Annotated in this window: 25 protein-coding genes; 8 read left to right on the forward strand and 17 right to left on the reverse strand. The window is 29.2% G+C overall.

The window, feature by feature from the left end; all coding sequences use genetic code 11:
* Nucleotides 1-61: 61 nt before the first annotated feature.
* The gene (locus MBM09_RS13805; protein WP_238674302.1) at nt 62-1,333 is read right to left on the reverse strand and encodes a DUF2851 family protein; all 1,272 of its coding nucleotides are present in this window, start codon (nt 1,331-1,333) and stop codon (nt 62-64) included.
* Nucleotides 1,334-1,416: 83 nt separating this feature from the next.
* Between MBM09_RS13805 and MBM09_RS13810 the strand changes: the two genes are divergently transcribed.
* Together MBM09_RS13810 and MBM09_RS13815 are read left to right on the forward strand one after the other, a co-directional pair.
* Nucleotides 1,417-1,812, forward strand: coding sequence for a DUF2721 domain-containing protein (locus MBM09_RS13810; protein ID WP_238674303.1), 396 nt, complete (start codon nt 1,417-1,419; stop codon nt 1,810-1,812).
* Nucleotides 1,813-1,896: 84 nt separating this feature from the next.
* Nucleotides 1,897-2,358 (forward strand): VOC family protein, encoded by a 462-nt coding sequence (locus MBM09_RS13815; protein WP_238674304.1) that lies wholly within the window; start codon nt 1,897-1,899, stop codon nt 2,356-2,358.
* On the opposite strand, the gene MBM09_RS13820 is transcribed toward MBM09_RS13815, so the two are convergent.
* Nucleotides 2,355-3,053 (reverse strand): uracil-DNA glycosylase family protein, encoded by a 699-nt coding sequence (locus MBM09_RS13820; RefSeq protein ID WP_238674305.1) that lies wholly within the window; start codon nt 3,051-3,053, stop codon nt 2,355-2,357. The genes MBM09_RS13815 and MBM09_RS13820 overlap by 4 nt on opposite strands.
* 63 nt (nt 3,054-3,116) lie before the next feature.
* Here MBM09_RS13820 and MBM09_RS13825 point away from each other — a divergent pair, with 63 nt between their 5' ends.
* Complete coding sequence (locus MBM09_RS13825) at nt 3,117-3,251, forward strand: 30S ribosomal protein THX (RefSeq protein WP_238674306.1); 135 nt, start codon at nt 3,117-3,119, stop codon at nt 3,249-3,251.
* Nucleotide 3,252: 1 nt separating this feature from the next.
* Here MBM09_RS13825 and MBM09_RS13830 read toward each other — a convergent pair whose 3' ends face one another.
* The 4 genes from MBM09_RS13830 to MBM09_RS13845 all read right to left on the reverse strand — a co-directional run bounded on the left by MBM09_RS13830 (nt 3,253) and on the right by MBM09_RS13845 (nt 7,388).
* On the reverse strand, nt 3,253-3,930 hold the full coding sequence (locus MBM09_RS13830; RefSeq protein ID WP_238674307.1) for a hypothetical protein: 678 nt from the start codon (nt 3,928-3,930) through the stop codon (nt 3,253-3,255).
* 81 nt (nt 3,931-4,011) lie between these two features.
* Complete coding sequence (gene yaaA, locus MBM09_RS13835) at nt 4,012-4,770, reverse strand: peroxide stress protein YaaA (protein ID WP_238674308.1); 759 nt, start codon at nt 4,768-4,770, stop codon at nt 4,012-4,014.
* A gap of 105 nt (nt 4,771-4,875) precedes the next feature.
* Complete coding sequence (locus tag MBM09_RS13840) at nt 4,876-5,856, reverse strand: PLP-dependent cysteine synthase family protein (RefSeq protein ID WP_238674309.1); 981 nt, start codon at nt 5,854-5,856, stop codon at nt 4,876-4,878.
* A 296-nt stretch (nt 5,857-6,152) separates the two neighbouring features.
* A complete protein-coding gene (locus MBM09_RS13845) occupies nt 6,153-7,388 on the reverse strand; it encodes an ABC transporter permease (protein WP_238674310.1) in 1,236 nt (411 codons plus the stop codon).
* Between the two features lie 8 nt (nt 7,389-7,396).
* On the opposite strand from MBM09_RS13845, the gene MBM09_RS13850 reads away from it, so the two are divergent.
* Complete coding sequence (locus MBM09_RS13850) at nt 7,397-8,653, forward strand: exo-beta-N-acetylmuramidase NamZ domain-containing protein (RefSeq protein ID WP_238674311.1); 1,257 nt, start codon at nt 7,397-7,399, stop codon at nt 8,651-8,653.
* Here the strand turns inward: MBM09_RS13850 and MBM09_RS13855 are convergent, their stop codons facing one another.
* The 3 genes from MBM09_RS13855 to MBM09_RS13865 are packed head-to-tail and all read right to left on the reverse strand — an operon-like array spanning nt 8,654 to nt 10,889.
* Complete coding sequence (locus MBM09_RS13855) at nt 8,654-9,532, reverse strand: glycerophosphodiester phosphodiesterase family protein (RefSeq protein WP_238674312.1); 879 nt, start codon at nt 9,530-9,532, stop codon at nt 8,654-8,656. It abuts the gene before it with no gap.
* Nucleotides 9,533-9,534: 2 nt separating this feature from the next.
* Nucleotides 9,535-10,368, reverse strand: coding sequence for a sterol desaturase family protein (locus MBM09_RS13860; protein WP_238674313.1), 834 nt, complete (start codon nt 10,366-10,368; stop codon nt 9,535-9,537).
* 29 nt (nt 10,369-10,397) lie between these two features.
* On the reverse strand, nt 10,398-10,889 hold the full coding sequence (locus MBM09_RS13865) for a YkgJ family cysteine cluster protein (protein ID WP_238674314.1): 492 nt from the start codon (nt 10,887-10,889) through the stop codon (nt 10,398-10,400).
* Nucleotides 10,890-11,007: 118 nt separating this feature from the next.
* Between MBM09_RS13865 and MBM09_RS13870 the strand changes: the two genes are divergently transcribed.
* Nucleotides 11,008-11,709, forward strand: coding sequence for a bifunctional 2-polyprenyl-6-hydroxyphenol methylase/3-demethylubiquinol 3-O-methyltransferase UbiG (locus tag MBM09_RS13870; RefSeq protein ID WP_238674315.1), 702 nt, complete (start codon nt 11,008-11,010; stop codon nt 11,707-11,709).
* A 72-nt stretch (nt 11,710-11,781) separates the two neighbouring features.
* On the opposite strand, the gene MBM09_RS13875 is transcribed toward MBM09_RS13870, so the two are convergent.
* From MBM09_RS13875 to MBM09_RS13885, 3 genes are all read right to left on the reverse strand, one after another.
* Nucleotides 11,782-12,360 carry a DUF1287 domain-containing protein gene (locus MBM09_RS13875; RefSeq protein WP_238674316.1) on the reverse strand — a complete coding sequence of 193 codons (579 nt, stop codon included), beginning with the start codon at nt 12,358-12,360 and terminating at the stop codon, nt 11,782-11,784.
* 66 nt (nt 12,361-12,426) lie between these two features.
* Nucleotides 12,427-14,163, reverse strand: a complete 1,737-nt coding sequence (locus MBM09_RS13880) for a TonB-dependent receptor (RefSeq protein ID WP_238674317.1) — start codon at nt 14,161-14,163, stop codon at nt 12,427-12,429.
* Nucleotides 14,164-14,238: 75 nt separating this feature from the next.
* Nucleotides 14,239-17,280, reverse strand: a complete 3,042-nt coding sequence (locus tag MBM09_RS13885; protein WP_238674318.1) for a tetratricopeptide repeat protein — start codon at nt 17,278-17,280, stop codon at nt 14,239-14,241.
* Between the two features lie 194 nt (nt 17,281-17,474).
* Here MBM09_RS13885 and MBM09_RS13890 point away from each other — a divergent pair, with 194 nt between their 5' ends.
* Genes MBM09_RS13890 through MBM09_RS13900 form a run of 3 tightly spaced genes read left to right on the forward strand, consistent with a single transcriptional unit; the run spans nt 17,475 to nt 19,982 of the window.
* Nucleotides 17,475-18,158 (forward strand): cell division ATP-binding protein FtsE, encoded by a 684-nt coding sequence (locus MBM09_RS13890; protein WP_238674319.1) that lies wholly within the window; start codon nt 17,475-17,477, stop codon nt 18,156-18,158.
* 8 nt (nt 18,159-18,166) lie between these two features.
* Entirely contained in the window at nt 18,167-19,045 is an 879-nt protein-coding gene (locus MBM09_RS13895) for a glycosyltransferase family A protein (protein ID WP_238674320.1), read from the forward strand.
* Nucleotides 19,038-19,982, forward strand: a complete 945-nt coding sequence (locus MBM09_RS13900; protein ID WP_238674321.1) for a glycosyltransferase — start codon at nt 19,038-19,040, stop codon at nt 19,980-19,982. Before MBM09_RS13895 ends, MBM09_RS13900 begins: the two co-directional genes overlap by 8 nt.
* Here MBM09_RS13900 and MBM09_RS13905 read toward each other — a convergent pair.
* From MBM09_RS13905 to MBM09_RS13925, 5 genes are all read right to left on the reverse strand, one after another.
* Nucleotides 19,946-21,016: a glycosyltransferase gene (locus MBM09_RS13905; protein WP_238674322.1), complete on the reverse strand. Its 1,071-nt coding sequence runs from the start codon at nt 21,014-21,016 to the stop codon at nt 19,946-19,948. The two genes, MBM09_RS13900 and MBM09_RS13905, sit on opposite strands and share 37 nt — an antisense overlap.
* Nucleotides 21,009-22,502: a phosphoethanolamine transferase gene (locus tag MBM09_RS13910; RefSeq protein WP_238674323.1), complete on the reverse strand. Its 1,494-nt coding sequence runs from the start codon at nt 22,500-22,502 to the stop codon at nt 21,009-21,011. Before MBM09_RS13910 ends, MBM09_RS13905 begins: the two co-directional genes overlap by 8 nt.
* 49 nt (nt 22,503-22,551) lie before the next feature.
* A complete protein-coding gene (locus MBM09_RS13915; protein WP_238674324.1) occupies nt 22,552-23,841 on the reverse strand; it encodes an O-antigen translocase in 1,290 nt (429 codons plus the stop codon).
* Nucleotides 23,842-23,847: 6 nt separating this feature from the next.
* Nucleotides 23,848-25,149 carry an O-antigen translocase gene (locus tag MBM09_RS13920; protein ID WP_238674325.1) on the reverse strand — a complete coding sequence of 434 codons (1,302 nt, stop codon included), beginning with the start codon at nt 25,147-25,149 and terminating at the stop codon, nt 23,848-23,850.
* Between the two features lie 160 nt (nt 25,150-25,309).
* Nucleotides 25,310-25,561 carry a uroporphyrinogen decarboxylase gene (locus MBM09_RS13925; RefSeq protein WP_370569691.1) on the reverse strand — a complete coding sequence of 84 codons (252 nt, stop codon included), beginning with the start codon at nt 25,559-25,561 and terminating at the stop codon, nt 25,310-25,312.
* Between the last annotated feature and the right edge of the window lie 12 nt (nt 25,562-25,573).

The raw sequence follows: 25,573 nt of genomic DNA on the forward strand, positions 1-25,573 counted from the left end.
AACCTGATAATTATGCTCATTTCATGCCGCAATTTAGTACTTAGTTTATTTGTTTAAAAGTTTATTTGTTTAAAAGTGCATTACCAACGGCACATTTTAAGCATTGATTTTTATCGCAATATCCAGTTTTAAGTTGAATAAGTGCTTGCGAATCTAATGCAGAATTAGATACTTTCTTTAAATTATTAAATGCTGTTATAATACTATTTTTCTCTGAAAGAATTCCATTAGTTAGTTCTATAATAACATCATCAATACGTTCTCCTTTTTGTTTCGCATAACAGAATTTTATTGGAATAATAGTATTGATTAACAATAAATCTATAAATGATTTAGTTAGAGTTTTCAAAGAGGATTTCGATTCTTTTTGGAAGGTATAATGGGTTTTCCAGTAATTAGAAGTTGACACTTTAAACAACTCATAAAAGTCTTCTAAAGAATGGGGTTCTGTAACTTTTGAAAACAAACTCTGTTGTTTATTATAAAGATTTGCCAATTGTGACAATCGTATTGTTGGGAAATTAGGCGGTCGTAATCTAAAAAATTGTAATGGTAAAACCTGTGTATTATCTAGTTTAAATTTTTGTTTTAAAAACTTATATTCCTTAACTAATTCTAGATAATAAGCATCTTCAACATCTTGCTCTAGATAACCTGCTTGCCCAAACAGTAAAGCTTCTAAAGCATATAAATTAAATTGAGTTTTTCTTATAATTGAAAAGTCTATGGATTGTGATAAACTTAAAAATGATTCTCCATTAACTTTCAGTCCAAAATTTTTAGCAAGCATCTTAAACAATACGTCTTCCCAATCATTTTTTGATGCTTTTAAAAGCGTTTCAATCATTTGAGATTTTTGTTCTAAACGCTCAAAATACAAACGTTCTTTCCAGTTATTCAATATAAAGTTATCTACTGAGGCAAAATCACTTTCACAATTAATCCACTTGCTTTGTTTAGAAAAAAGCTTTTCATAATTATTTAAAATAGAAATATCTGTAAAATCTTTTATCTGTAATGTTGATATAGGTGTGTTGTCTTTTCTAAAAACCTCCGTATCATGTTCCCAAACCACGTGTAAAATCACATTATCATATGTTTTATCTTGCTCATGGTTATGTAGAAACCAATCGGATGATTTTACATGAATTTCTACATTCCCCGCCCACAGTTGGTCGTCTATTTTAAGTTGGGCATTAAAAAAATCTGGTCCCGAATTTAAATTATGTTGTCCAACTTGTTTAATCAATACGGTTTCATTGTTAGATGTTTTCAAATTATTAATCTGAAACTTCTTGTGTTTCCAGATATAATGTAGAAAGTCTTCTTGCATGCACCTAATGTAAAAATTTTTTTATGAAAGATATACACTATAAAACTATAAAGTTGGCTAAATTTGAGTAAACACATAAGATAATGGAACAATTAACCTTAACAACACCAGCTCTTTTATTTTCGGCAATTTCTTTAATAATGCTAGCTTACACCAATAGGTTTTTAGCTTATGCAGCTGTGGTAAGAAATTTACACGATAAATATTTAGAAAAGCAAGACAAGCAATTAATAAAACAAATTAAAAATATTAAACAACGTTTATACCTAACACGATCCATGCAAATTTTTGGCATAACAAGTTTATTACTTTGTGTACTTACCATGTTTTTAATTTACATACAACAGCAAAAAATGGCAGTTTGGATTTTTGGTATTGCCCTTATTTTATTAATTATCTCATTAGGGCTTTTAATCAAAGAAATACAAATATCTGTAAAAGCTTTAGAGCATCATATTAGCGATATTGAGAATAGTTAAGTAAACTTCTTTAAAAAAATTTAAGCTATATTCGTTAGATAAACAATTTAATATTAAAGCAACCAAAAACGATCTAAACCAACCATGAAAAAATTGATTATTCTTTTAATATTAATACAGTATTCAGAATTTGTAATCGGACAAAGTAAAACGGATTTTTCTGTTTCTTTAAATCATATAGCACTTTCTGTTAAAGATGTTAACAAATCTGCTGAGTTTTACAAAAACACATTGAATCTTGAAGAAATAACTAATAAAACCAAGGTTGATGGTATTAGATGGTTTTCATTTGGAGAAGGTAAAGAACTTCATCTTATTTCAACTCTAAAAAGTGATGTTACTATAAATAAAGCGGTGCATTTTGCAATAACAACTTCTAATTTTGATGCATTCTTTGAAAAAATAAAATCAACTAATATTGCTTATTCTGATTGGCCAGGAACAATGAACAAAGTATCTATTAGAGCTGATGGTATAAGACAAATTTTTATTCAAGACCCAGATGGTTATTGGATTGAAGTTAATAGTATTGGACAAGAAGATTAAAAAAACTCACTATACTGCATTACTCTAAAATCAAACGTATTGAATTTAGGGTTTTTAGCTTTTAACTGTTTGTATAAAGGAGTTCTACTTATTGAAATATTTGCTGCACCAGAGCCTGAGGTTAAAGAAACGGTTTTAATAATTCTTGATTCTTGATTTTCTTTATACGATTTCTCACTTCCGTTCGAAATAACCGCTAAATCAACTTGATGTATTCTAGGTATTTCATTACTGACTAATTCTAGCTTTAAATTATATTCCTTTATATGTCTTCTGAAAAAATATTCTGGACCGTTTTTGCTATTTCCACCAGTAAATAAAAGCGTATCTATTTTGGTATATTGCGTTAAATAGCTTATTAAATTTCTAAGTTTTACATTTTTCATTCCTAAATCTGAAGCATCAATTTTTTCGCGTTCACAACTATCAACAATATCACAAACACCAATTTTTTGTTGTATTAAAAACTGTTTTCGTTGCTCGATAGCTTCTTGAGAATTATCATATAGTAAGTTTAAATCATGAATTTTATCTATAAACAACCACAATGAATTATAATAACTTCCGTAGCAAAAATCGACATCTTTTTCCAGTAGTTCTCCTGTTGAAAATCTAGGCGGTGGTAATGTACCAACTATTAATTTAGTAGTATCGTTTTTAATAAATGGTTTGTAAGGATGTTTGTGTTTAAACACGTTTTTACTTGGAGGTTTATGTTAAGTTTTGTATTTTATTGGTGATTAAAAATACTAAAAACTATGGGAAAAGGCGATAAAAAAACAAAACGCGGTAAAATACATCGAGGTACTTTTGGAGCCAGAAGACCGCGAGTTAAAAAAAGAAGATCGATAGAGACGAAAATAGGCTTTAGCGGTAAAGCAACTCCTAAATAATTTAATCTAACTCTTTTAAAAGTTTTTCAACTTCTAAAATTGTTGCTCTATAAATGCGTTTATTAGGCTTAGTCATGTGCTGAGATTCCCTATGAATTTCGTTTATTATCTCTTTAGCTTCATCATCTTTTTTTATACTTAATAAAAATTTGGCAAGTATTAATCGTTCTTCGTAAAAGGAATATCTAATGTCAATTTGTTTTAAATTGGTTTCAGCTTTCTCAATATTACCCAAACGCTCTAATGCAAGTCCGTATAAAAATTGCGTTCTGGATTTTGTAAACTCTGGATGCTCTTTTATCTTTTCTACATAAAAAACAACTTTATCACAATCTTCAATATTAAAATAAGCTTCTATAAGTTGAGTCGTAGCATAAAAATTATTTTGAGATCTATCTTGTAAAGCCTCTAAATAATGTGGAATTGCACTATTGTAATCTTTTATTTCTAAATAAGCATCTGCAAGATTAACTTGATTTTGATAGGTTTCTGAAAATTCAAGTCTTTTTTCTAAATCTCTTACCTTTTTAGTAGGATTAATTATGTTAGTAATTTCTGAAGTTATTTTTTCAGCATCACGTTTATTATATACTTGAGTTATTAAATAAATAATGCAACCAATAACTGGAAGAAACAAAATAAGAAACACCCAATAATAAGGATTTCTATGTTTGTACATATGGTATATACAATACCCTTGAAGGGCTAATATGAGATAATAATACATTTAATGTTTTTCGTAATAATACAAAAAATACAATTACCTTATAAAAACCAACTCATTGTCTTTAGACATAGGTTCGCTAAAATTATAACCTTGGTAATTAAAGCCTTTTAAATCGTCTATGGTTTTGGCATCTGTATCAATAATATAACGTGCCATAAGTCCGCGAGCTTCTTTGGCAAAAAACGAAATAACTTTGTACTCGCCATTTTTAAAATCTTTAAAATTAGCTGTTATAACAGGAACTTTTAAGGCCTTTGCATCAATAGCTTTAAAATACTCATTACTGGCTAAGTTTAAAAACACCTCATCATCTTCAAGTTCTTCATTTAAAGCTTTTGTGATGTCTTTTTTCCAGAATTCGTATAAGTTCTTTTTGGTTCCAATAGGCATTTTTGTACCCATTTCTAAACGGTAAGGCTGAATTAAATCGGTTGGTTTTAATAAACCATATAATCCTGATAAAATTCTAACTGTATTTTGAAGCTTATCAATCTTATTTTCCGGAATTGTATAAGAATCTAAACCTCTGTAAACATCGCCATTAAAAGCGTAAACTGCAGGTCTTGAATTTTCGGTTGTAAATGGCAACTCCCAGGATTGATTACGCTCATAATTCAACTGACCCAAAGCATCAGAAACACTCATTAGCTTAGACAAGCTTTTAGCCGATTTCTTTTTAAGTAATTTATTTAAACGCTCTGATTGTTTTAAAAATTGAGCTTCTGTATGTTGTTTTATAGGTAATTGTGTTTCAAAATCTAAGGACTTTGCAGGTGATAAAACGAGTTTCATTCCAAATTGTTTTTTGTTTCAATTCAAATTTACAATTACTAATCTAGTTTTTAAATTAGAAACAACAATTATTTATAATGGAATTATAGATTGTATTTATTCAACCTATTCTTTGTAACCCATTTTGCGCATCCAATCGTCATTAAACATTTTGGCTACATAACGACTACCATGATCATGAAACAGTACTACAACAACATCATTTTTTGTAAAATGTTCTTTTAATTGCAATACACCTTTTATGGCTGCACCCGCAGAATTACCCAAAAACATACCTTCTTCTTTTGCTAATCTTTGAGTGTGAATAGCAGCATCTTTATCGGTTACTTTTGTGAATCCATCAATAATAGAAAAATCTACATTTTCTGGTAGAATATCTTCGCCTATACCTTCTGTAACGTAAGGGTAAATTTCGTTTTGATCAAAAACACCAGTTTCATGATATTTTTTAAACACACTACCATAAGTATCTACTCCCCAAATTTTAATATCAGGATTTTGTTCTTTTAAGTATTTTCCAACACCCGAAATGGTTCCACCAGTACCAACACCAACAACAAAGTGAGTAATCTTTCCATCGGTTTGTTTCCATATTTCTGGTCCGGTAGATTCGTAATGCGCTAAAGCATTACTTGGATTATCATATTGATTTACATACCATGAATTGGGTGTTTCTTCACTCAATCGTTTTGAAACTGAATAATACGACCTTGGATCAGTTGGTTCAACATCAGTTGGACATACAACAACCTCAGCTCCTACTGCGCGAAGTATATCCATTTTTTCTTTGGATTGCTTGTCGCTAATAACAAAAACACATTTATAACCTTTTACAATAGCCGCTAATGCTAAACCCATTCCTGTATTTCCTGAGGTTCCTTCTATAATAGTTCCACCGGGTTTTAAGCGACCATCAGCTTCAGCATCTTCAATCATTTTAACGGCCATTCTATCTTTGGTAGAGTTACCAGGATTAAAGGTTTCATACTTTGCTAATACTAAACAAGGTAATTCTTCGGTAAGCTTATTAAGTTTTACCAATGGTGTATTCCCTATAGTTTCCAGTATGTTTTTGGCGTATTGCATATTTATTTTTTAGTGCTGCAAAAATAGTTAAAAGGATATATTTTAATGTTAAAAACAAGGTTAAAAAACGCATGTTTTTTAAATTAATCTCATTTATATAGCTTTTTATTAGATTTTATTTAATAATATGTAACTATTATTGAATTAGTGATTAAGCCCTAATAGTGATCTGGATTGAAATTCTTCAGGTTTAAAAATTGGGAAGCGACCCGTGAAATAATTATATTTAATAATACTCTAAATTAAAATGATTAGTGAAGAGTAAAGTACGACCCGTTGTGATTTCGAAAATTCTTTTAATCGAAACGAATAGCTTTTACCGGTGATATTTTAGTAATGATGTAAGATGGTACTAACAGCATAAGTAAACACAAAATTAATGTACCCACATTTAATGCTAAAACATACCCAAAACTTATGTAAACTGGTGCTTCTGTTACGTAATAAACACTTGGGTCTAGCGGAAATAACTTAAAATACTTTTGTGCAAACAACAAACCTAAGCCTAATACATTACCCCAAAACAACCCTAATAAAATGAGGTATGATGCATTGTATAAAAAGAGTTTACGAATGCTCCAATTATTACTTCCTAAGGCTTTTAGAATCCCTATCATTTGGGTGCGCTCTAGTATTAAAACTAATAGTGCGGTTATCATGTTAATACCTGCAACCAGTATCATGATACCAATAATACCGTAAGTGTTTTTATCGAAAATTTTTATCCATTCAAAAATAGAATAGTATTTATCGGTTACGGTTTGTGTGTTAAATGTTGAAGGGGTATTTTGATAAATTTCTATGCCTTTTTGTTGTATTTGCGAATAATCATTTATAAAAACTTCGAAGTTGCCAATTTGGTCTTCATCCCATTTATTAATGCGTTGAATATGCCTAAGATTACCTATTAAATATTGTTTATCTAAATCTTGAAATCCTGAGTTATAAATACCAACAATTTTACATTTTACATAGTTTGGCAGCTTTTCGGGATCGTCTTTTGCAAAAACCATTTGAAAATCTTCACCAACTTTAAAACCTAGGCGATTGGCGAGGTATTGTGAAATTAAAACCTCTTCGCTCCATTTTTCATCAAAAACTGGCAATCTACCTTCGATTAAAAACTCTTTAAAATATTGCCAATTATAATCTTTACCAACTCCTTTATAAATTGCTCCTTCAAAATCTGTTTCAGTACGTATTACCCCAAATTTAGTAGCTACTCCTTGAATATGACTAACACCTTCAACCGATTTAAACTCTGGGTAAAATTCCTGACTTTTAGATATTGGAAATACGCTTTCTTGCGAATTATTACTATCGTAATTAGAAATAGTAACATGACCATTAAATGCTACAACTTTGTCACGTATTTTTTGTTGTAAACCTACACCTGTTGCTATGGCAATCATCATCACCACCATACCAATAGTAATTGCAGCAATACCAATTTTTATTATTGGTGCCGATATACTACTTTTATACGCTTTACTACCAATTATGCGTTTAGCTATAAAATACTCGTAATTCAAATTATATAATGAGGTTTAATGTTTTCAAAAATACAGTTTTATTATTTGTTTTAGTAATGATTTCTTGTGCTTCTAAAGCAAAAGATAAAAAGACTGAAGAAGGCAATAATGAGATGCTTCAACAAGCTAAACACAACAGCAAAACTCAAATTGATAGCTCAATTGTTGTAGGTGCTAACCAAACTGAAAAATATTTGCCTTTACTTAACGAAAAACGTGTTGGTATTGTTGCAAACCAGACTAGTGTTATTTTTAAAAACGAAAGCAGCTACACACATTTGGTAGATTCATTATTATCTCTAAAAGTTGATATAAATAAAGTATTTTCACCTGAACATGGATTTCGCGGTACTGCAGATGCTGGTGAACTTATTGATGACAGTAAAGACATTAAAACTGGTTTAGCCATTGTATCACTACATGGCAAAAACAAAAAACCAACACAAGAGCAACTTAAAAATCTAGATCTTATTGTTTTTGACATTCAAGATGTTGGTGCGCGTTTTTACACTTACATTTCTACATTACATTACATTATGGAAGCTTGTGCCGAGGCAAATATTCCAGTTTTAATTTTAGATAGACCAAACCCGAACGGACATTATATTGATGGTCCAACTTTAGAAAAAGAAAACAAAAGCTTTTTAGGTATGCACACCATTCCTTTAGTACACGGAATGACTATTGGGGAATATGGACAAATGATTAATGGTGAAAAATGGTTAGCAAATGATTTAAAATGTGATATTACCGTTATTCCAGTTAAAAATTACACACACTATACACCATATAGTTTACCTATAAGACCTTCACCAAACTTACCTAACGACAAGTCTATAGAATTATATCCAAGCCTTGGTCTTTTTGAAGGCACAAACATAAATGCTGGTCGTGGTACAGAATTTCAATTTCAACGTTATGGCGCACCTTTTTTAAATAAAGAAGTCTTTACTTTTAATTATACACCTATTGAAAATTTTGGTGCAAAATACCCAAAACATAAAGCAAAACTATGTTATGGTGAAGATTTAAAAGATGAAAAACTTAAAGGTGAAGTAAGCCTTAAATGGCTGATAAAAGCATACCAAAATGCTACAGATAAATCTTTATTTTTTAATACTGAAAATTTCACCAAACACGCTGGAACTGCAAAATTACAAGAACAAATTGAAGCTGGTTTGAGTGAAACTGAAATTAAAAAAACTTGGAAAGACGGATTGGAAGCTTTTAAACTAACTCGTGAAAAGTATTTGATTTACCAATAATTAATGGATTCCTGCCTTCTCTGGAATTACAGAAATCAATTTATCTGGATAATCAGTAATAATACCATCTACTTTAAAATCTAGCATCAGGTGTATATCCTTAATTTTATTAACTGTCCATGGTATTACTTTATAATTTTCGTTTTGATAGCTTTTAACTTTTGCTTTGGTGAGTAACTTATAATATGGACTAATTATTTCTGGTTTAAAGCTTAATTCTTTTAGTTTTATATCAATTAATTCATTTTCATCTATCAACAAGGCTACTTTCATTTTTGGAGCTTGCCTTTTAATTTCTTCTAGTATGCGAATATCAAAGCTCTGTAAATTCGTTCTTTCAAACACTTCATATTTTTCAATTTCGTTTAAAACTAAACTTACAAATTCTTTAGGTGTTGGCGTGTAAATGTTATCGTATTCTGGTTTAGCCTTTATTTCAATATTGTATTTAATCTCAGGGTTTATTTCATCTGAAAGTGAAAACACTTCACTTAAAAGAGGTTTGTAAATCTTAATTTTTTCCTGATTTGGAAAGCGTTTATGAAATTTTGAACCACAATCAAACAACTTAATAGAATCATAATCCATTTGATACAGATTATACTTTAAATCATCTTCTTTCGAAATGGCTTCACCATTCAAATCTAAACAATAAGTTCTACTTATAAAGGGTTCGTGAGACACAACAACTTTATGGTCTCTCGATATTGCTAAATCCATCTCTAGTGTGTTAACACCTAGTTCTATAGCTTTTTTAAATGCTGGAAGTGAGTTTTCCGGTAGCAATCCACGGCAACCTCTGTGCCCTTGGATATCGACTTCAGTTTTGTTACAATTCATTAAAATTAAGGCAGAAATTAAAATTGTAAATCGTTTCAAAATTATTTGGGTTTTGTAGTAGGTCTTTTATATTTCTGAAAGGGTTGCGTTAACAAATTCAATATATTACTATTTTCTTCTTCATCAGGAAAAACATCAACACCATAAATAATTTTATCTGTATCTAGTTCCATATAAGTTCCAAATAATCTATCCCAAACCGAGAAAATATTTCCGTAGTTAGAATCTGTATATGGTAAAACATGATGATGATGAACCTTATGCATATCTGGAGAAACAATTACATAACTTAAAGCTTTATCAACTTTTTTAGGCAGTTTAATATTTGCATGATTAAATTGAGTAGCCACAACAGATAATGATTGATAAAGTAACACTAAAGCAATAGGTGTACCTATAATAAAAATACCTGTTAATGTAAATACATAACGAATAACACTCTCTAACGGATGATGTCTATTTGCTGTAGTTGTATCTACATTATGATCGGTGTGGTGAACTAAATGTACCATCCAAAGGGGTTTTACTTTATGCTCTATTAAATGTGGTAAATATGCACCTATAAAATCAATTAAAAATATGCCTAAAACTGTATATAACCACAATGGCATATCGGGTAACCAATTTAGAATTCCAAAGTTATTTGCCATAACCCAATCAGACGACTTTAGGAATAAAAAGGCCAAAGGTAGATTAACCAAAACGGTTGTTAGTGTGAAAAATATATTTGGTACAGCATGTTTCCAGCGTTTATAATTTAAACCAAACAATGGTGTAATACCTTCTATAATCCAAAATAAAGTTAAACCTCCAACAATAATTAAACCTCTGTGAAGAGATGGAATAGTTTCGAAATAATTTAAAAGCGCTTCCAAATGATAAATTTTTTTTGTTTTAAATATACTTATTTTATTCTTTCCTTCATAGCCTCAACAATATTATAGGCAGCAGGACAAATTCCAACATTTTTTAGAGTTAAGTTTGAAATTTGTTGAAACTTTTTTCTATCAGTATGCGGAAATTCTCTACAAGCTTTTGGACGCACATTGTATATAGAACAATAATTATCTGCTCCTAAAAATGTACATGGCACACTCTGCAAAACATAATCGTTTTCATCATCAATACGTAAATACTGTTCAATAAACTGCTGTGGTTTTAATCTAAAATGTTTAGAAATACGTTCTATATCTTTATCGGTAAACAATGGCCCTGTAGTTTTACAGCAATTAGCACATTCTAAACAATCTGTACGTTCAAATTCTTCTTCATGCAATTCCTGCATGACATAATCTAAATTTTTTGGTGGCTTTTTTTTAAGCTTAGCGAAGAATTTTTTGTTTTCGTTATGCTTATCTTTGGCGAGCTTTGGAAGATTATTAATGATGTCTTGCATGGTGTAAAAATACTATTTTTTGTCATTACGAAGGAAGCAATGACTGAAGTAATCTCTATAATTGAAACACTAAAACAACATATTGCCACGACTTGAAAGTCTCGCAATGACGTAAAAAATGAAAGACCTTTTCGGAAAAGCTTTATTAGATTACCAAAACGGAAATTATACCGAAGACATCATTACCTCAACGAGTATTTCTGGTGATGATGAGTTGCCACTTCTCTATTTGTTTCGTGGTTTTAAGGATATGCCAAAGCTGGAACAAAAAGCTTTACAATTAGCTAAAGGTTCTATTCTAGATGTTGGCTGTGGTAGCGGAAGCCATAGCTTGTTTCTACAAGAAAATGGATCACAAGTTAAAGCCATTGACATCTCTAAAGGCGCTATTGAAGTTTCCAAAAAACGCGGTGTTTTACATGCTGAAATCAAAGACATTTTAGATGAAACTGAAACTTTTGATACTATATTATTACTTATGAATGGTACCGGTATTTTTCAAGAAATTATTCAAGTTTCAAAATACTTAAAGCATTTAAAAAGCCTATTAAAACCTAACGGACAAATTTTAATTGATTCATCAGACATTAAATATATGTATGAAGATGAAGATGGAGGCTATTGGCAAGACATGAATGCTAATTATTATGGTGAGCTAGATTATTTTTTAAGTTATAAGGGTGAAAAAGAAATACCAATGAAGTGGCTCTATTTAGATTTTGACACTTTAAAATTAGCTTGTGAAACTGTTGGACTTAAATGTGAATTGGTTATGGAAGGTGAGCATTTTGATTATTTGGCTAGACTAATTCCTGCGTAGGCAGGAATCTCATAAATTAAAATACACTAGTTTAAAATGGATTCCGCATCAAGTGCGGCATGACAAGGCACATTAAAATCTGTAATGACCAATAATTTTAAAGCTAAATAAACAATCTTCTAAAACTTGTCCAGCTCCAATATTATGCACAATCAAATACCGTTTTCCATCTCTTGATTTTTTATTGACCACAATACCAATATGTGTGATTGCACAACCTAAATTCCAACAAACCACATCACCAGGTTTATAATCATTGGGGTTATTGGTTATTGGTTTTTCTGCTCCTTGTCTTTTAAAGTATGCCATTAAATTAGGCACTCGCCTGTGATCAATATTTTTATCAGTAGTTTTTAATCCCCAAATTTTAGGGTATAAGCTAAAATTGGCTTTCATATCTTCATGAACTTCTTTTTGCAAATCAATTCCTAATTTTCGGTAAGCTCTAATTATAACATCAGTACAAACACCTTTATTACTTGGAACGTCTCCACTTGGATAGTCTATAGAAAAATAACTTGGGTCATAAGTTACTTTTTGTTGAGTTAGTTCTAAAGCAGCATCATAAAGTTTTATTTCTTGAGTTGCTGTTTGAGCAAAACCCAAGTTAACGTAAAGAAGTAATATTAATAGAATTTTGAATTGTTTCATACCAAAGATAGATTCTGAATCAAGTGCAGAATTACAAAAGTTATGAGATCCCCGCTTTCGCGAGGACTAGAAATCAAACTTATAAGTAGCTCCAGCTAAAAACTGAATACTTTGCACCGGAAAGTTTTGCCATTTTTGATACGCTTTATTGGCAATATTATTAGCTTTGGCAAATACCGAAATTTGGTCGTTTATATGATAACCCAAATGTGCATTGGCATCAAAATAACTATCTAAAATTACGTTTGTAACCAAATCTTCTGGTAGTAATGCGCCTTCAAACTCCAATTGGTCTTTACGTTCGCCAATGTAAAATAAATTAGCACCTGCAAACCAATGTTCATTTATTTGATAATCTAAAAACAGAGAACCTTTTATATCTGGTAAATTCCACGCTTCTGCTTCGTCATCGGTATCATAAGTAAAATATTCTGCTTTTAAGCCTAGTTTAAAATTTCGGTTTACATCAACATTTATTTCTCCTGCCACTCCAAAGGTATCAACATTATCATAAACTAATCCGAATGAGTTTCCGTGGTCGTAATCGTTTTCTGAAGTTACATTTTTAACAATATTGGTTTTGTACAAGGCTCTATTTCTATCAGAAATATATCGACCACTAATGTTATAACTCATGTTGCTGGATAATTTTCCTTTTAAACCCACATAAGCATTGTATAATTGGTCTGTTGGCATTATAAATAATGTAGGTGAAACAAATGGATTTTCGGTTGCGAAATCGTAATACGAATTTTGAATTAAATCGCCTTTAATACCTCCATAAGCTATCAAAACATCATTAACCAAACGGTATGTTGCAGACACATTAGGATAAATATAAAATTTATTATCTCCTGTTTCTTTATCGTTTAAATAGAAGGCAGAAACCCCTAAATTAACCGTTAAATCATCTTGCTTAAGTTCATAAGTTGGTGTAACACCAATGAAAAAGTTTCCGTAACGCAACTCATCTGTTGTAAAATAATTTCTATCAAAAGTTCCTCCGATGTAATCAAACTTAAAATCTGTTGAAATTTCCACATCGTTAATCGGTACATCAACTTTAGCTTTTACAATAAATCTATTTTCTCCTGAACCTTGATTGTCGCCAAAACGTCTGAAAAAGAAACTTCCTGAATTTATGTAAGTATCTTCAAAAGAAATATCGCCACCAAAATGTGCATTGTAAAACGAATGTCCAACATCTATATTATTGGTTTGCGCTAAGGTGATTTGAGAATCTGGAACACCATACCAATTATACATTTGTTGTTGAAAACCACCTTCTACATTCCACGATAAATCGCGCAATCGACTACTATAATTCACATTAATTTTGGAATCTGAAAAGCCATCATCAAACTGTATACCTTCTATTCCACCTTGTGACGAATGATGACTTACATAACCACCAACACTTTCTGTTCTACTAATAGCGTGATTTAAATATACTTCACCCAAAATAGTGGTGTATGTTCCAACACCTAACGTTGCATAATTATCAAACAATTTTGCTGGAGCTCGTTTTTCAACACCAGCTGCTTTCCCTTTTGCTGGCGTGAAGGTTGATGCAACTGGAAAAGAAAAAATATTGTACTTAACCTCTTTTTTAGTTTCGGTAGTTTCATCATCTAATAATGGGACTTCCTTTACCTTAAACGCATCAGAAATAGTAGGTGTGTATGGCTTTACAACATCTATTACACCGGTATTTATAGTGTCATTTTTTCTGTCTTGAGAGAATGATATTGTAGCAACTAACGTTATGGCTACCAGTAAAATATGTTTTATTTGCTTTCGCATAGATTTTGATTTACGTTTTTTGATTTGATATTATGTGATGCTTCGACTGCGCTCAGCATGAATCTTTTAACTAAATTAATTTTCTTCAGTTTGAATAGATGAATTGGTTTTGGCTTCTTCTACTTTTATTTTACGTAGCTCTTCCTTAGCTTCCGAAACTACATCGTCAAATTCTGAAAAATTTTGAATGACACTTTCTAGAATATAAGTAGCCTGAAACGCATCATTTAAAGCATAATAATTCTTTGCCATAAGCACCAACCCTTTTGCACTATAATACTTATATCCTGAAAAATCTTTGGCTAATTTTTGCACTGCATTATTGGATGCTTCATACTTACTTTCTTTATTTTTAAAATATGCATTATAGTAAAGTGCTTCAGCAGCAGTTTCTCCTGTTGCTACTTTTTCAACTTGAGCATATGCTGTTTTTGCTTGTGCTTCATTGTTAGTTTTAATAGCAGAACGCGCTATAATTACGTGGGCATCGCTTTTAATTTTGTTATCAATTTTAGAGCTAACTAAAACTTTTTCCGCGTAAGCGACAGCCTCGTTATAATTTTGCAATTGGTAATTCGCTTTCATCAAGTTGGATTGCGCAAATACAACGTTTTGAGGAAAGTTTGCTTCTTGCTCTAATCTTAACAACAACGGAATAGCTTGGTTCCAACTCTTCTTTTCTAATTGAAATTGAGATAACCTCGTAAGCGCTTCTTCAGTATATTCACTCTGAGGTTTCTCAACTATATACTTATAATGTGGCGCTGCGTTTTCTAGTAAATCTTTTTTATAGTATAGTTGCGCCACGTAAAAATGCGATTGTAATGCATGTAATCCGTTAGGAAATTGATTTAAATATCCATTAAACTGTTTGATTGCTTTATCGGTGTTGCCATCTAAATATTGTTTTTCGGCAGCTTCGTAATTAGCGTTATCTAAATCGGCATCAGTAACTTCAACAAAATTCAAGGTTCTCACCCATGACGCATATTCATCTACACGCCCCATATCTATGTATATTAATTTGGCCGTAGCAACAGACTGAACCGCTTCTGGTGTTCCTGGATAATCACCAGCTACTTTTTTAAACTTGGTTAAAGCGCGTTCGTTTTCATTGCCATTGTAATATACCAATCCTTGTCGCAATAACGCTTTAGGCACGAAAGAGCTCATACTATATTCGCGACTCAAACGATTGTAGATGTCCATCGCTTTATTGGTTTCATTTGCTTTCACATATGAATTACCTAATTCGTACATGGCATCGTCACGCAGTTTGGACTTTGGATAATCTAAAATAAACTGCTCTAATTCTTTTATCTTTTTGGAAGATTGCCCCGTATAACCAACACTTATCGCTTTTTGAAACGCTGGATAATCAGAATCTATTTCGTTTAATTTAATTGCATTTTCGTAAGCATTTACAGCACTTTGATATTGACTGGAAACAAAATGTCCGTCACCTAAACGCAAATAGGCATCATTCAATCTTACTTTATCTTCTGTTTTACTTGAAATAAATTGATTGAAATATTGAGTAGCTTGTCCGTATTTTTTTAACTTAAAATATGTGTAAGCTAGGTTATAATCTATGTTTTCAATTTCTGGTGTTGATGAAGATTCTGCTTGTTGTTGAAACTGCTTAAACCCTATTAAAGCTTCATCGTAATTAGTAAGATTATAATCTGCTTCTGCTTTCCAAAAGGTTGCTCTTGCTGTATAATTAGGTTCTAAAGACTCTTTTAAAGACGCATCAAAAAGCCTCTCTGCCTCTAAATAATCACTGTCGTTATAAAGTTCGAGTCCTCTGTAAAAAGCCACTTTTTGGTAAGCCACTTTATTATCGAAACTCTTTTTGCCTTCTAATAATTTTAAAGCTTCTTTATAATTTTTTGAAGTGATATAAGAATCGATTAAAAGGGTTTCTATTTCCTCTCTGTAACTCGTATCTGGATATTTTTCAAGATAGCCTGCTAAAACTTGAGGTGCCGATTGGTACGGATTACCAATTTCGTAACTAATTTTTGCATAGTTTAACCAAGCATCTTCTTGGATTTTTAAATCGAAATCCATTTCTGATGCATTCTTAAAGGCGTTTAAGGCTTCTTGTTTTTTATCTAAGTGCACATAACTTTCACCTAAATGATAGTAAGCATTTTGAGCTATAGAATTGGTGCCACCAACTATTTTATTGAATTCTGAAATTGCATTTTCATAATCTTTTTGTTTGTAATATGCATACCCAAGTTGATAATAATCGGTATTGCTCCATTTGGCTGTTTTATCGCGCTTTCCTTTTTTACCCTGATATGTTTGTAAATATGGAATAGCTTCGGCATATTTTTCTAAATTAAAATAACTTTCGCCAATAATTTTTGAGAGTTCAGAGACTTCATTCTCATCACTGGAATCTAACCTGTCTTTTGCCAATTCTATGGCTTTTTCAAAATTCCCTAATTTGAAGTTTAAATCTGCTTGATAATACGATAGTTTTTCTTTGTATCGTTCTTGGTCGCTTACTTGTTCAAAATATTCATTTGCTTCATCGTAATCATCACCTTCATAAGCCATAAAACCAATGTAATATTTGGCTTGCGAGCCGTATTCTTGTGAGCTTTCTACTTTATTCAAATATTTTTTTGCTTCATTATATTGCTTTACTGAAAACGCCGAATACCCATTGTTGAAATAAAATTTCTCCTTTTCGCTTTTTCCTAAAGCATCTTCGTTTACTTTATCGTACCATTTTCGGGCATAGGCATACTTGGAGTTTTCAAAGTAATAGTCGGCAACATCAACAAAAGCTGTATTTCTTTTAGTACTTGTTGGATATTCCTTTACGAAATCTTCAACCAACTGGTCTGCATTTTGTTGGTTTAACCTAACAGCACAATTAGCTATGTAATATGTACAATCAGATTTTATAATGTCCTCCGAAGAAGATTTTTTTATACTTCGAAATAGAGATTGAGCAGCAAGATATTGTTGATTATTGTAAAGGGAAAGTGCTTTTTGGTAATCGACCAAATTACTAGTGTAAGTGGCAGATTGTTGTGCTATAATTTGAAAACTGAAACATATAGCAACCCATAATGAGATAATATTTTTATTAGCCATTAACGATTTGTTTTTTAATTGATGTTCAAAGATAATTTAAACTAAAATCTATAACGCAACAATCGTGCTATAATTATAAACCAAGTTATTAAATGTTAAATTTCATTATGAAATAAAGGAAAGTTTTGACCGTTACTTTTTAGAATTTGGCTTTTTAATAATACATTTACAACTCATAATTTTCATTCTATTTTATGTCTAAACCTATATTAGAATTAAAAGACGCATCCATTTTTCAAGGTGAAAATCTGGTACTTGCAAATGTTAATGTCGAAGTTAACAAAGGTGATTTTGTTTATTTGATAGGAAAAACAGGTACTGGAAAAAGTAGTTTTATGAAAACACTTTATGGCGACTTACCTTTAACTGAAGGCGAAGGCCATATTGTAGATTTTGATTTGAAAACATTGACAGATAAAGAAATTCCCTTTTTAAGACGAAAACTAGGCGTAGTTTTTCAAGACTTTAAATTGTTAACCGATAGAACGATTAATGATAATTTGCTATTTGTATTAAAAGCTACAGGCTGGAAAGACAAAGACGAAATGAATAACCGTGTTGAAGAAGTTTTAACTAAAGTAGATATGAAAACCAAAGGTTTCAAATTTCCACACGAGCTTTCTGGTGGCGAACAACAGCGCGTTGCCATAGCTCGCGCACTATTAAACAATCCAGAACTTATTCTTGCAGACGAGCCAACTGGAAATTTAGATCCGCAAACGAGTTTAGAAGTTATGGAAGTGCTTCAAGAAATAAACAAAAATGGAAACACTATTTTAATGGCCACACATGATTATGCGTTATTGCTTAAATATCCAAGCAAAACTCTAAAATGTGATGAGAATGAGGTTTATGAGGTTGTGCAGAGGAAAAACTAAAACGTATCATGAATGGTTTAAGCATCTGTATACCTGTTTTTAATTTTAATTGTATTGAATCTGTAAAAGAACTAAGCAAACAATTAGAAACCCATAACATTAATGCTGAGATTTTAGTTATTGACGATGCTTCAAGTGTGATGCTGACCGAATTAGCTAAATTTATAACCCCAATATATCGCTATGAAAAGTTAGCAAAAAATATAGGTAGAGCAAAAATTAGAAATCGCTTAGCTGAAAAAGCCAAATTTGATAATATTCTATTTATTGATGGTGATTCTAGCATACCAAAAAAATTTATTAAAAACTATTGTTTAGCTATTGAAAACTATCCAAATCAAATTATTTGTGGTGGCACAATTCATCACCCACCAAATAACCAAAAAACTAGACTGAGGTATAATTATGGAGTAAGGTTTGAGTATAAAAAAGTATTCATTCGAAATCAAGCATCTTACCATAATTTTAGACCTAATAATTTTATCATCAAAAAAAACTTATTAAAGCAAATACCATTTAATGAAAAAATTAATAAATACGGACATGAAGACACCTTTTTTGCTTATGAGTTAAAAAAAAATAATATAAAGATTATTCATATTGATAATCCTGTAATTCATCTTGATTCAGATACTAATGATGAATATATAACTAAAACAAAACATAGCATTGAAAACTTAATTTTATTAAAAACTCAATATCCTGGTTTTATTAGTTTTAGCAACTTACTTTCGTTTGTCAGTAAATTTAAGTTTTTACAATTTAAAATTGTTAAAAAAACATCTTCATACTTATCAAAGCTATTTGAAATAATAACTAAGAAAACAAGTAACTCATATGTTTTTCAATTATTTAAATTCTTTTATTTAATATCAATAAGTGAATAAATTAGGCAACTTAAATAGAGTATCTTTTTTTTCAATAGTTATACCACTTTATAACAAAGAAAAATATGTTGAAGCCACAATAAAAAGTGTTCTAAATCAAACTTTCAAAGATTTTGAACTTTTAATTATTAATGATGGATCTACAGATAATAGTTTAAAGCTTATTAAAAAATTTAAAGATGATAGAATAAATATTTTTAGTCAAAAAAACTCAGGTTTATCAGCAACAAGAAATATTGGAATTAAAAAAGCTCGTGCAAATTATATTGCTTTTATTGATGCTGATGACTTATGGTTTGAAGATTATTTAGAAACCATGCATAATTTGATTCAATTAAACAAAAATTATAGTGTATTTGCTTCAAACTACAAATTACTAAAACCAAAAAAAAGTATTTCATTATCAAACAATAAACCATTCAAGACTTTTAAAAAGAAAATAATATCAAATTATTTTGATTTAACTAATTATAAAATAACACAAAGCTCAATTGTTATTAATAAGAATGTATTTGAGAAAGTTGGCTGTTTTGATGAAACTATTAATTATGCTGAAGATGAGGATTTCTATATTAGATGTTTTGCTAATTATGATTTAATTTTCTACAAAGATCCAAAAATTTATTATAGAGTAGGATTTGAAACACAAATGTCATCACCTAATCCAAATTTTAAAAGGGTAATTCCAGATTTTTCTAGTTATTTAAATGAGAACAACTTATTAATTTTGAAGCCTTATCTTGATACAATACATTACAAGCTAGTTGTATTATTCAAAATGGAGAAGAACCAGCGTTTGGTTAGATTTTATAAAAAAAAGATAGACATTAAAAACCTAAATTTTATCCAAAAAATAAAGTACTATTTACCTGTTAATGCATTTTATTACAGTAAACTATTTTATATCAGGTTTTCAAAAATATTTTCCAATTTTTGAAAAAATTTTTCTTCAGAAAATTTATTTAAGCCTTTATTTGAGTTTTCCTTTACGGTTTGATAAAAAAACTTATCTAGCATCAATTTGTTTATAGCCTTTGTTAATGCTTCTGGATTTTGATTTTCAACCAATAAACCGTTTATTTTGTTCTTTATTATTTCACTAGGCCCACTTTTACAATTAAATGCAATTACTGGAGTATTCAATGCTAAGGACTCAAGTAATACCATTGGAAAACCTTCAACTTTACTTGTCAACACCAACGCTTTAGCATTTTGAATTAAGGAATACGGGTTATTTTTAAAAGGTGAAATTTTGATTAAATGTTTTAAATTAAAATCAGATATCTTTTTTTCTAAAAACACTTTCTCATCTCCATCTCCCAATATTATTAGCTGAATATTTTCTTTTGGTAATTTTGATTCGCTATAACTTTTTATTAATATTTCAAATTGCTTAATCTTAGTTAATCTTCCAACTCCAATTATGTAATTCAAACTATTTCTTTTTGATTGGAAAGCCAATAAATCTTCAGTTATATAATTATAAATAACTTCACTTTCAATACGTAAATCTTTTTTTAATTTTTCTTGTACTTCTTTACAAACTGAAATAAATACTTTTTGTTTTACATGAGGTATGATAGCAAGTTTTGGTGAATTTAAAAACGAAAAAGAATAAGATAAATCGTAATTGTGTATATAATATAAAACCAATTCTTTTTGAAAAATTAAACGAGAAAACAAGAATTCTTTTAGGTATTTTGAACGGACTCTGTGATCTATAACTAAATCAAAATTTTGTATTTTAAAGAAGTTTTTAAATTTAAAAAAAGCTTTAAATATGTTGTTTTTTTCTTTTATTAAACCAAAATTATAAAGTTCACCTTTATATTGATAACCTAAACTATTCTGCATAGTAACAATATAGACTTCATAACCTTTTTTATTTAAAAGTAAAGATGTATTAGCAGCTAATTTTTCTGCACCACCAGAGCTTAAACTGTCTACTAATAAACATATTTTTTTACTCATTCTTTTCTATAAAATAGTTATCAAAATCTAACGTATTATCAATTACCTTTCTTTTTCGTGATAAAAATGATTTACTAAAAATACTATTATTAATATTCATGTTTTTATGCATCACACCAAAAAGATGCCCAATACAATCATAAGTATGATCAGCCATAAATTTTCTGTTTTGGTTATATTGAAAATCTTTTGGGAAATTAAAATTTTTAGACGTCCAGAGTAAAAATGGAATTTCAAACATAGTCTCAGTTAAAATTTCTTCAGAGCGTCCAAAAAAGTCTGTGCCATTATGATATAAATTTTCACCATGGTCTGACATATATAAAAGCGCACTTCTATTACTATTTTTATTCAGGTCTTTAATTAAATTATATATTATAAAATCATTGTATAATATTGCATTATCATATTGATTAATAATAGTTTGTTCTTTAGAAGTTTTGCCATCTTCTTTATTAAAAACATTAAAAGATTCTGGATACCTTTTTTCATAATTAAAATGAGTGCCTATTAACCTAATAAAAATAATTTTTTTACCTGGTTCTTTTAATATTTCATTATAGTCTGGGAATATAACTTCGTCTAAACTTAGTGTATTCTTTTCAATTATATGATTATAAAATTTAAACATTGTTGATGCTGAAGCAATTTTACTTATAGCATTATCATGATAACTAATTGGTCTTTGATTAGATAACCAATAAGTTTTAAACCCAGCTACATTAAAAACTTCTACGATATTAGTTACTTCATTATTTTTTGAATTAACATCTAAAGACGTTAACATTTTAGGTACTGATTTTAAAGTGAAAACATCTGATGAAATAACATCATTATAAACAAACAAGCTATCTTTTATTGAGTTTAAAAGCGGTGTGTTTTGTCTATGATAACCATAAAGCTGCATGTGACCTCTTGCTGTTGACTCTCCTAAAACTACAACAAGAACTTCATTATCTGATTGAATTATAATATCGGATTTACTAATTTTAGAATTTAACTTAACACTATTCTGTAAATTAATATAACCATATGTACCTCTAACAACATTATGATATGCATTACTTTCTATTAAACCAGTAAACTTTAAAAAAACTGTAATAATTATAAACCCTAGAAACGAATAGTATTTATTTAATATCCCAAATTTGTTCTTTTTGATAAAAAAGAATAATAGACAACTAAGAACTATAAACAATATTATAGAATTACTTATATATGATGAAGCAAATTCATTTAACTCCTGCTTGTTAGATTCTAACAATAAATACATATAAGAAGAAGAAAAATTGGATGAAACAGCTATGTAAGAAGTTGTTTCTAGAATTACATACAATATGTACACAAAATATAAACTATTAGCAAAGAATCTATTATTAATAAGGTTACTAAAAGACAAGAATAATATTCCTAAATAAAATAAAATATCTTCCTTTATGTCTTCAATATTAAATAAATCCCATTCTATGAAAATTATTAAAAACAAATATTTTAATAATAAAGGAGTACTTATTATAAAAACTGACTTAAAATGTTTAAGCATCTTCTTTTAAATAATTTGCATTGTTATATATAAGAAATATTATCACAAAAATTAGATACAATGAAGTACTAATTATATATGCATAAAACACACCTTTTAAAAAATAATAATTAATTAAATAAGTGCTTAAAAAATAAAATGATAAATAAAGTATCGTATCGGTTATAAAATAAATAGTCACCATTTTTTTTGCATGAAATTGATACGCCAAAGAAAATGCTAATATCTTAATAAAATCCCCTATGAGCTGTAAGTAAAAATACTGTTCTATTGATTGAAATTCATTAGTTAAAAACAATTTAATAACTAAAGTTCTACAAAAAAGCAGTAATATAAAAACTGTTAATAAAAAAGGAATCAAGTAACTAAAATATGTTTTCATTATTGTTACATACCCACTAATTGTTTTATTAACTGCTAATTGAGGCAACAAATACAACGTTACCAATGATGAAAAAAATATCATATAAAAAGTTGATATTTTATTCATGGCTTCCCACAGACCTGCAGTAACAAGGTCTAAATCCAAGATAATTTTATTTCTAATAAACAAATAGGTCAAACTAATTAATATTGATGAATAGGTAGCCATTACAATGTAGGTAGAAATTGACTTTAAAATATTAACAGAAATATTTTTAATATTAACAAAAAAAACAACTAATAAACTTCTTATATCCTTAATAAATAAACTACATAAAAAACTTAAGGCAGGAATCATTATACTAGCCAACAATGCTCCTTTTAAGTTTAAATAATAAATAAACAGAAAAGAAAGTAGTGCATTTAATATATTTGTAAGCGTTAATAGAACTGAATATGTTTTAAATTTTTGTAACCCATTAAATATATAAACAACCAAAAAGTTTAAGGAAATTAAAGGCAAAATAAAGGCAAAGCATTTGAAAACAAATGCGAATTTTAGATCTTTTAAAACATAAATACTTAAGCTATTAGCAAATAAAAACAATAATAAGCCAGTAATTAAAGAAATTATAACACTTAGTGTTATTGCAGAAGAAACAATTATATTAAAATGCTTAGTGTTATTCTTATTTTCTGCAGTGTATTTAATAATACCACTTTCAAATCCACTCGCTGTAATTCCAATAACGCCTTGCAATACATTTTTTAAATTACCAACTATAGCATAACCAGACGGTCCTAAATAAATTGCACTAATCTTAGAAACAACAAATGAGGATATTAATTTTCCAAAAACAACTATACTATTGTATGAAAAGACTTTTATTAAAGTATTACCAAATAGTTTTTTAAACACTTCTTTTTATTTTTTCTCTTCCTCCAATCCAAAAAGAGAGCTTCCAAATATGAGTAAAATTATACCATAATACATGATATAACTTACAAAATGTGCAACTACCGCTCCTTTAACACCCTCAAATAAATTTATAAAATAAACACTGGTGATATATAAAATTACTATTAAAAAAGCTTCGGTTAAAATATAGTGCCAAAACATTTTTTTTGCTAAAAACTGATACGCTATTATTATTGATAGTATTTTAACAAAATCTCCTAATAACTGCCATAAAAATAAATCTTCAACGGGTTGAAACTCCTCAGAAAATATAGCTAACACAACATATTTCTTTAATAAATATATTATTAATAAGCCAACCGTTAAAACTGGTATAACGGTTTTATAAAAGCTAAACACTTCTTTTTTAAACTCTTTTGTATCATTTATTTCGGCAAAACGAGGCAAAAGATATAAAGCAATTAAGGAGCTAACTAACATCAAATAATATTTAGATATTCTGGTCATTGCCTCCCAAAAACCAGCATCTTTATAACCAACATTATCAATAATATAAGACCTAATAGCTAAAGTTACAAGAGGTAATAAAACTGCTGTGAAAAGTGCCATTACAGAATAAGTTCCTATTTTTTTAAAAAAACTAAAACTTACATTTTTTGCTCTTATAAATTTAACCAAACTACGTCTGTTTATTATACCTACTAAAGTGATTAGAAATATTAGAGATTCTGCAATAACAACAGATATTAAAGCACCTTTTAGTTTTTCTTGATAGATTAAAAGCAATACTACAGATACACTTAATATTTGGCCTATAATATTTATGATGATAAGTATTTTATACTTTGAAAAACCATTCATTATAGAAAATGAAAACATATTTAAAGCATAAAAAGGAAGTACTATTGCGAATATTTTTATAACATAGCCATAATTATTGTAGGTGGGAAATATAATATTGTTAATCCATTCTGCTTGAAAGTAGCAAAAAAATGAGACTATAACCGTAGAAAGAAAACCAGCATAATAAACCGTTGATAGTGTTTTACTTAACTCAATAGTATTATCCTTAAATTCTGCTACATATTTTACAACGCCTTTGTAAAAACCCATTGTAGCAATGGTTTGAAAAGAGCTTACAAAATTTCTTAAATTACCTATTAATGCTAAACCTTCTGCACCAATAAATACTGCTATAGCCTTAGATGTTAATATTCCGGCAATTATTCTGGTTAATACTGAGGCTGTTTGTAAAGAGGTTATTTTAACTAAAACCTTACTATTTATGTAGTCTATTAATTTTTTCAATTAATATTAATTTTCTTTGCTTAACTAAATTCTTTAAAATTAAGTACTTGTATTTATAAACGTTCAAAAGAACATCTTATTCTCTTATACATTAATATAAAGAATCAAATATACAAAATCATTTAACGTCTCTTAATTATCTTTTAGTAGCTACAGAAGTTTAATTCTTCTTTTTGAGTAAATAATATAAATTAACAGAAAAAATAGCTGCATTAGCAATAATTATGGGTAATCCTATTCTAAATGAAGGCATTAAAAAACCATATATTATAAATAAAATGCAACCTGACATATTTACAAAACGTAATTTTCTAACGTCTTTCATAGTAAAAGACAAAAGCACCATTAAAGATGCTAAATAACCTACATACTCTGTTCCAGTAATTCCTAATACTTCCATAATTAATGTCATAAAAAAAGAGAA

The sequence above is a fragment of the Flaviramulus sp. BrNp1-15 genome, from assembly GCF_022259695.1.
Lineage (GTDB): Bacteria > Bacteroidota > Bacteroidia > Flavobacteriales > Flavobacteriaceae > BrNp1-15.

Bases quoted from the DNA above. Each gene is read 5' to 3' on its own strand.
- MBM09_RS13895 (WP_238674320.1), top strand. From the start codon at position 18,167: ATGAATGGTTTAAGCATCTGTATACCTGTTTTTAATTTTAATTGTATT.
- MBM09_RS13840 (WP_238674309.1), bottom strand. From the start codon at position 5,856: ATGCAATACGCCAAAAACATACTGGAAACTATAGGGAATACACCATTG.
- MBM09_RS13890 (WP_238674319.1), top strand. From the start codon at position 17,475: ATGTCTAAACCTATATTAGAATTAAAAGACGCATCCATTTTTCAAGGT.
- MBM09_RS13805 (WP_238674302.1), bottom strand. From the start codon at position 1,333: ATGCAAGAAGACTTTCTACATTATATCTGGAAACACAAGAAGTTTCAG.
- MBM09_RS13905 (WP_238674322.1), bottom strand. From the start codon at position 21,016: ATGAGTAAAAAAATATGTTTATTAGTAGACAGTTTAAGCTCTGGTGGT.
- MBM09_RS13875 (WP_238674316.1), bottom strand. From the start codon at position 12,360: ATGAAACAATTCAAAATTCTATTAATATTACTTCTTTACGTTAACTTG.
- MBM09_RS13850 (WP_238674311.1), top strand. From the start codon at position 7,397: ATGAGGTTTAATGTTTTCAAAAATACAGTTTTATTATTTGTTTTAGTA.
- MBM09_RS13810 (WP_238674303.1), top strand. From the start codon at position 1,417: ATGGAACAATTAACCTTAACAACACCAGCTCTTTTATTTTCGGCAATT.
- MBM09_RS13830 (WP_238674307.1), bottom strand. From the start codon at position 3,930: ATGTACAAACATAGAAATCCTTATTATTGGGTGTTTCTTATTTTGTTT.
- MBM09_RS13885 (WP_238674318.1), bottom strand. From the start codon at position 17,280: ATGGCTAATAAAAATATTATCTCATTATGGGTTGCTATATGTTTCAGT.
- MBM09_RS13880 (WP_238674317.1), bottom strand. From the start codon at position 14,163: ATGCGAAAGCAAATAAAACATATTTTACTGGTAGCCATAACGTTAGTT.
- MBM09_RS13825 (WP_238674306.1), top strand. From the start codon at position 3,117: ATGGGAAAAGGCGATAAAAAAACAAAACGCGGTAAAATACATCGAGGT.
- MBM09_RS13870 (WP_238674315.1), top strand. From the start codon at position 11,008: ATGAAAGACCTTTTCGGAAAAGCTTTATTAGATTACCAAAACGGAAAT.
- MBM09_RS13925 (WP_370569691.1), bottom strand. From the start codon at position 25,561: ATGACATTAATTATGGAAGTATTAGGAATTACTGGAACAGAGTATGTA.
- MBM09_RS13865 (WP_238674314.1), bottom strand. From the start codon at position 10,889: ATGCAAGACATCATTAATAATCTTCCAAAGCTCGCCAAAGATAAGCAT.
- yaaA (WP_238674308.1), bottom strand. From the start codon at position 4,770: ATGAAACTCGTTTTATCACCTGCAAAGTCCTTAGATTTTGAAACACAA.
- MBM09_RS13815 (WP_238674304.1), top strand. From the start codon at position 1,897: ATGAAAAAATTGATTATTCTTTTAATATTAATACAGTATTCAGAATTT.